General features: G+C 45.4%; 10 protein-coding genes. 3 read left to right on the forward strand and 7 right to left on the reverse strand.

Annotated features, from left to right (window positions below):
* A partial coding sequence (locus tag E1189_RS04425) for a type I restriction-modification enzyme R subunit C-terminal domain-containing protein (RefSeq protein WP_155158855.1) occupies positions 1 to 355 on the forward strand: 355 nt, incomplete at its 5' end.
* Between the two features lie 163 nt (positions 356 to 518).
* Here E1189_RS04425 and E1189_RS04430 read toward each other — a convergent pair.
* The 7 genes from E1189_RS04430 to E1189_RS04460 all read right to left on the reverse strand — a co-directional run bounded on the left by E1189_RS04430 (position 519) and on the right by E1189_RS04460 (position 3,745).
* The gene (locus E1189_RS04430; protein WP_230460158.1) at positions 519 to 1,490 is read right to left on the reverse strand and encodes a GTPase family protein; all 972 of its coding nucleotides are present in this window, start codon (positions 1,488 to 1,490) and stop codon (positions 519 to 521) included.
* A gap of 63 nt (positions 1,491 to 1,553) precedes the next feature.
* Positions 1,554 to 1,937: a hypothetical protein gene (locus E1189_RS04435; RefSeq protein ID WP_155158849.1), complete on the reverse strand. Its 384-nt coding sequence runs from the start codon at positions 1,935 to 1,937 to the stop codon at positions 1,554 to 1,556.
* Positions 1,938 to 1,950: 13 nt separating this feature from the next.
* Entirely contained in the window at positions 1,951 to 2,502 is a 552-nt protein-coding gene (locus E1189_RS04440) for a GTPase family protein (RefSeq protein WP_155158850.1), read from the reverse strand.
* Positions 2,503 to 2,752: 250 nt separating this feature from the next.
* On the reverse strand, positions 2,753 to 2,983 hold the full coding sequence (locus E1189_RS26175) for a transposase (RefSeq protein WP_155158851.1): 231 nt from the start codon (positions 2,981 to 2,983) through the stop codon (positions 2,753 to 2,755).
* Between the two features lie 34 nt (positions 2,984 to 3,017).
* A complete protein-coding gene (locus E1189_RS04450) occupies positions 3,018 to 3,266 on the reverse strand; it encodes a hypothetical protein (RefSeq protein WP_155158852.1) in 249 nt (82 codons plus the stop codon).
* A gap of 101 nt (positions 3,267 to 3,367) precedes the next feature.
* The gene (locus E1189_RS26180) at positions 3,368 to 3,460 is read right to left on the reverse strand and encodes a winged helix-turn-helix domain-containing protein (protein WP_408014692.1); all 93 of its coding nucleotides are present in this window, start codon (positions 3,458 to 3,460) and stop codon (positions 3,368 to 3,370) included.
* 9 nt (positions 3,461 to 3,469) lie between these two features.
* Positions 3,470 to 3,745: a helix-turn-helix domain containing protein gene (locus E1189_RS04460; protein WP_329601893.1), complete on the reverse strand. Its 276-nt coding sequence runs from the start codon at positions 3,743 to 3,745 to the stop codon at positions 3,470 to 3,472.
* Positions 3,746 to 3,990: 245 nt separating this feature from the next.
* Here E1189_RS04460 and E1189_RS04465 point away from each other — a divergent pair, with 245 nt between their 5' ends.
* Both E1189_RS04465 and E1189_RS26185 read left to right on the forward strand, forming a co-directional pair.
* Positions 3,991 to 5,607: a type I restriction-modification system subunit M gene (locus E1189_RS04465; protein WP_155158854.1), complete on the forward strand. Its 1,617-nt coding sequence runs from the start codon at positions 3,991 to 3,993 to the stop codon at positions 5,605 to 5,607.
* Positions 5,608 to 5,618: 11 nt separating this feature from the next.
* Positions 5,619 to 5,888 carry a restriction endonuclease subunit S gene (locus tag E1189_RS26185; protein WP_408014693.1) on the forward strand — a complete coding sequence of 90 codons (270 nt, stop codon included), beginning with the start codon at positions 5,619 to 5,621 and terminating at the stop codon, positions 5,886 to 5,888.
* Positions 5,889 to 5,914: the final 26 nt, after the last annotated feature.

Raw genomic sequence — 5,914 nt, forward strand, 5'->3', positions numbered from 1 at the left:
GCAGAATCCTAATGTTGATATTCGCACCCTGAAAGAGTTTTACCCGGAGGCATCCGCCAGCCTGGATCAGATACTGCGTACAATCGTGGGTATGGATGGACAGGCCGTAGCTGAGAAGTTCGCAGGCTTTGCGGCCGCCCATAATCTCAACAGCCAGCAAATCCGTTTCCTCGATATGCTGAAAAACCATATCCGTGATTACGGTACTGTGGAGATGAGTAAGCTGTTTGAGCAGCCGTTTACCCATATTCATGGAGAAGGTATTACCGGGGTGTTCCCGGATGTGGTGCAGGCTATGGCGATTAAGGAGATTGTTGAGTCGCTCAGAGTACCAGCGGTGGTGGCTGCAGAATAAAAGCTGTCGTTGACAAGGGGCTCAATTATGGAAATGTGATTACCAAGAAAAAGCAGGCTCTTATGCTGAGGCAACAAAGTCCTTCGGTAATTATCCAGTCAGCTTTCCTCGGTAACCACACTACCAGCCCAATACTGGTTGAGCACCTTAATATTGGGGAGGATTAGAAGATTTCTTCAAGTAGCGCCTTACCTGCGCCTAATACTCCTCCAATAGCGGTGCCGAATTTGGCTCCTAATGGGCCTGCTATCTTGGCTCCAATCCCCCCCCCAACAACTGCTCCATTTTTAGCTCCTTCAAAGACAGCATAAATGGACTCAAGGTAGCTCTTCTTTATTTCTTTAGCATAATCCTTGAGGTCGTCATTGTCCTTCCATAGTTGGGGATCGTCAGAAACTTTATCAGCGAACAGAATCCTTTTATGAACAGGCGTTTTAGCTAAGATGTAACTGTAGAGTTTGCCGAGATTATATGGTGGAGCTTGCTCAAACTCATCACTATAACCAGCGCAGTAATAGATCGGTTGGACATCCACGTCAGTAGCTTCTTTTATTCTACGTTTGGTTGAATCTACTTTGTTTTTTAAGAATGACTCGAGTCTATCTGTTGGGCAATTGTTAGATTCATCCCATCCTTTTCCTTTCATTGCTTGGTCCGCTTGGTTGATAGCCACTAGCAAACGACTTTTATCTGGCCCTAGATTGGGGATGATTACACTGTTGATAAGCTCGTAAGATGTGCCTAGATCCCTTGTGCTTCCGTCCAAAATAACCAGTACCACATCTACTAAAGCATGGCCTTGGTCATCCACCTCTGTGAGCTTAGCTATTATGTTCTTTGCATGTCGTGTATCCGCTTCTTTTCCATCTCCTAACCCAGGGCTGTCCCAGAGTATGAGGTTCTCAAATTCATACTTCTGTATATTCATTGTTTCGGGATCTACACCGATCCCAACTTTGGCTTTAGAACTTTGAAAAATTGCATTTATTGTTGAGCTCTTTCCGCAGCCTGTTGCTCCGGTTACTAGAATGTTAATCGTTGCTTCTTTTAAATTGTATATTCTTTGTACTATTGAGCGTTGTTCTTCATCGGAAAGATCAAAATCAGAAATGAGGTTTTTGATTTTGTCTGACATGATCGAGTTCATAAAGTAGCCTAATGGGTGCATTAACGTGAGAGTGGAAAGATGAGCAGGTATTTACAGTAACCCCCTACGAGATAAACTGTCTTTGACAATTTTAATGCGATCCTCAAGCTGTCCCCATTTTTGACTTGCTTCATCATATTTTCTATCTGAACGTTCTCTGTAAATCCTATCTTTTTCTTGGAGGTCATCCATTTTTCTTTGTAACTTCTCTGTGTTTGTCCAAACGTACGCATTGATTATTTTTTTTGATATTTTTGATATTTCGTCAATATACTTTTGTGCAGCGGCTCTTTCTTCATTTATTATTCGCCATGCCTCACTTCTTGCTCTTGCGCACTCGGCTTGTGCTATTTCGAGATCCTGAACTGTATATATTTCAATGTCTTCTGGCTTGCAATTGGTTTTGGCCTTGGCTAGGTGTTCTTCTAACAACATGCTGATTTCCTTCCTAGTAGCTTGTAGATGAGTAATAGACAACTTTTGCGTTAATTCCGGTCGACTCTCTCAGTCTGCGTTTGACTGATGCAACCTTTTTCTCGAGGATTTTTTCCAACTCTGGTTCTGGTTTATTTTCTTCGTAATTCCATTGTCGCCCCTGTTGTACTCGATCTGCTTGATTTATGGCTATTAACAATCGTTCACTGTTTTTCCCAATGTTAGGGATGACTACGGTTTCAAGTAGTTTGTATGTTGTTCCTAAGTCGCGAGTGCTGCCATCAATAACTACAACAACTTGGTCAATTAAGTAATAACCATTGTCGTCGATCTCTAAAAGTTTATTGATTATGTTCGTAGAGTGTCGCTGGTCTGCTTCCTTACCATCTCCCAAGCCAGGAGAGTCCCACAAGATTTTATTTTCGCATTCATAACGGTTTATAGACATTGTTTCTGGTGCGACACCATGGCCAATAGTGGCGGCTTCTGTTCCTAAAAGGGCGTTTATAGTAGAACTTTTACCACTACCAGTAGCTCCAACTAAAAGAATATTGACCTTATCCATAAAACTCTCTAGTAATGCGTCATGTGATTTCAAAAATATATGGCATTTTTTACATTTGAAAGGGCATCTTGCAGTCGGAAAATTTATCCAGTTATCCAGTTTTTGAGGTCACTATATGGATAGGCACCATGCAGGTAGGGGGAGTCATAGGTAAGCGGCTCAGTTTTTTCGATAATGAATTCATTTAGAAATGTAGATAAGCAAGAAAAGAGAAATTCCTTGGTGACGATTTTTTTGATGTGCGCACACTCTATGCATGAAGGATTTCCAAGCATGCATACGCCGTATGCTCAGCTCTGAAAAAAACAAGGACTTTCTTCTTCTGGCTCTGTAATGACCTCAACTCTGAGCTAACAGCATTGAGAAACTGATCCTTTGTTTTCAGTGCCATGCGCCCAATCCGCCCTGTTTTCAGGGCGCTCCAAACCAGCTCAACCGGATTTAGCTCCGGGGGGTAAGGCGGCAGGAGGTGTATATCCAAAAGCTGTTTTTAACCTGAAGGTATTTCATGACCTTTAATGATCATCTGTCACAATCGTGACAGGGCAATCGTAGGAACGGACTATTTGCTTCAGGAATTTGATGGAGGTATCAGTATTGAAGCGCCTTGGAATAGTCATGTAGCGCATACGACCTTCACCACTGACAGCAGCAACCATATTGATACCAAAGCGCGCACCGGTTTTGCCACTGGCCTTTTGGACTCCACATTGTGCTACTGTGGTGGTCGGAGCGTACAGTGGCCTCGTCAATAACGTAGACAATAGCCTTCTTTTCTTCCGCCAGCTTACGCAGGGCAGGATAGCGCGTATCCAGAAATTCCTGTACTTTTTTCGCTTTGCTGCCAAGGCTTCCGCACTTGTCGCTAAGGTGTGAGTCCGATTCTCTTGAGCACCTTGCTAACTGCAGCGGGATGCATAGATATGCTGAACTCTGTTTTTATCACATCTGCGACAATGGCTCGTGACTATGGGGCTTTATAGTACTCATAGTGGATCGGATCTTTAGTGAGAATGATATGAACAAGGGCATCCTGATGATCGGGTGAAAGTTTGGCGTTTTTACTGTGAGCAATGGGGTGTGTTTTCAGTGCCTCCATGCCTCCCTTCCGGTAACGACCAATCCAACGGTAAATGCAGGATTCGTTGGTGCCATACTCCTCAGAAAAGCGCTTCACTTTAGCTCCGTTAAGCTGCTTCTGAATGGCTTCTACTCGGATAGTTTCTCTAACTTCATGGGAAATTTTAGACCGTCAGCCTTGCTCATGGAAACCTCAAAACCAGAGGTTTGATCGTACCAGTTAGGGGGCAGAAAAGTGTTGGCTCACACCAATAAGCGAAGGTTGAGCGCCTATTTCGCATTAAAAAATGCCAGTTTTCCCTAAAGTAATCTTCTGTTCAGTTATGACCAATTTCTGGGAACAATCTTATGTATTGCTTCCGATGTTGGTGGATATAATACGGAACATTTTTCTTCTCTGGATAATCCATGATCACAGGCGACCTAAAAAGCAAAATCGACAAACTCTGGGAAGAGTTCTGGGTGGGTGGTATTACCAACCCACTGACGGTTATCGAACAGATCACCTTCCTGATGTACTCCCGCATGCTGGATATGCAGGAAACCAAGGACGAGCAGCGTAAGATGCTCGCCAATGTCGATTTTCATCCTCGCTTTACCCCGCTGCAGCAGGCCTGCCGGTTCAGTCAGTACAGCAACCTGAGTGCTGATGAAATGATGGAAACTGTGCGGGATGAAGTGTTCCGCCACTTCCGCATTCTCTCTGATGAGCGCAACGATGATGGTCTGCTGGCAGAGTTTATGAAGGATGCCCGTCTGGAAATCGTCAAGCCCAGCCTGCTGGTCAAAGCCGTTGAGATGATCAAGGCGCTGCCGCTGGACAGAGGCGACACCAAGGGCGACCTCTACGAATACCTGCTCAGCAAACTCACCACCGCCGGTATTAACGGCCAGTTCCGTACCCCGCGCCATATTATCCGCGCCATGGTGGAGATGATGGAGCCCAACCCTGCCCGTGGTGAACGTATTTGTGATCCAGCCTGTGGTACAGGTGGTTTCCTCGCTACCAGTTACGAATACCTGCTGGAGAAGTACAGCTCTCTGGAAAGCATCTATACCGAAAATGTTCCCAATGAAAAGGGTGAGCTGGAACAGCAGCATATTTTCTCTGGAGATTTGCTGAGTGAATACAGAAACCATGTGGACACCGATATGTTCCATGGTTATGACTTCGACTCCACTATGCTGCGCATTGCCGCCATGAACCTGATTATGCATGGTGTGGATAAGCCGAGTATTCATTATCAGGATACCCTGAGTCAGGGATTCTCCGACCATTACCCAGAATCCTCTCGTAATGGCTTTCATTTGGTTCTGGCCAATCCTCCTTTTACGGGCACCCTTGATGAGGAAGATGTTGATCCAAGCCTCCTCAAACAGGTGAAAACCAAAAAGACTGAGTTACTGTTCTGCACCCGTATTCTGCAAATGCTGAAAGTCGGTGGTCGCAGTGCCACGGTTGTGCCTCAGGGGGTACTCTTTGGTTCCAGCAAGGCGCACCAGAGCCTGCGCAAAACACTGGTGGAAGATAACCAGTTGGAAGCGGTGATCAACTTACCGTCCGGTGTCTTTAAACCCTATGCTGGTGTGGCGACGGCCATTCTGATGTTCACCAAAGGCGGTGAGACTGAAAACGTCTGGTTCTACGATCTGGAAAACGACGGTTACAGTCTGGATGACAAGCGCAACCCTATCGACAAGAATGATCTGCCCCATTTGGTTGCAAGCTGGAAGCAGTATCGCCAGAGCCGTAATCTGCCGGTGGACGCGTTTATGGGGCACAAGCTTCAGGAACAGCTTACAGAGCAACCTGCGGAAACCAACTGGCAGGATAAAACTCAGAAGGCATTTGTCGTACCCAAGGCGGACTTGAAAACCAATAAATACGACCTGTCCATTAACCGCTATAAAGAAGTGGTGTACGAGGAAGAAGTGTATGATCCGCCGAAGGTGATTCTGGGGCGGTTGAAGGATCTGGAGGCTGAGATTCAGAAGGAGCTGGGTGAGCTGGAGGGGATGTTGTGAGTTGGCCTTTGGTGAAGCTCAGTGAAATATGTCGGCCAAAGCAGTGGAAGACGATAGCCTCCTCGAAACTAATCGATAGTGGTTTTCCGGTGTATGGTGCTAATGGCCAAATTGGTTATTACTCTGAATATACCCACGAAAACCCAACTCTCATGATTACATGTAGAGGGGCTACATGCGGCAATGTTCATATTTCGGTGCCCAAGTCATATATCAATGGTAATGCGATGGCTCTTGATAATCTTGATCAAGAGCGTGTGTATATAAAATACCTCTACTAACCCGATGTGTGACTTTCCATGTCTAA

Source organism: Parendozoicomonas verongulae (assembly GCF_009711465.1).
Lineage (GTDB): Bacteria > Pseudomonadota > Gammaproteobacteria > Pseudomonadales > Endozoicomonadaceae > Sansalvadorimonas > Sansalvadorimonas verongulae.

What these genes read in the sequence shown, in the direction of transcription:
- E1189_RS04440 (WP_155158850.1), bottom strand. Translation starts at nt 2,502, where the DNA reads ATGGATAAGGTCAATATTCTTTTAGTTGGAGCTACTGGTAGTGGTAAA.
- E1189_RS04465 (WP_155158854.1), top strand. Translation starts at nt 3,991, where the DNA reads ATGATCACAGGCGACCTAAAAAGCAAAATCGACAAACTCTGGGAAGAG.
- E1189_RS04430 (WP_230460158.1), bottom strand. Translation starts at nt 1,490, where the DNA reads ATGTCAGACAAAATCAAAAACCTCATTTCTGATTTTGATCTTTCCGAT.
- E1189_RS04435 (WP_155158849.1), bottom strand. Translation starts at nt 1,937, where the DNA reads ATGTTGTTAGAAGAACACCTAGCCAAGGCCAAAACCAATTGCAAGCCA.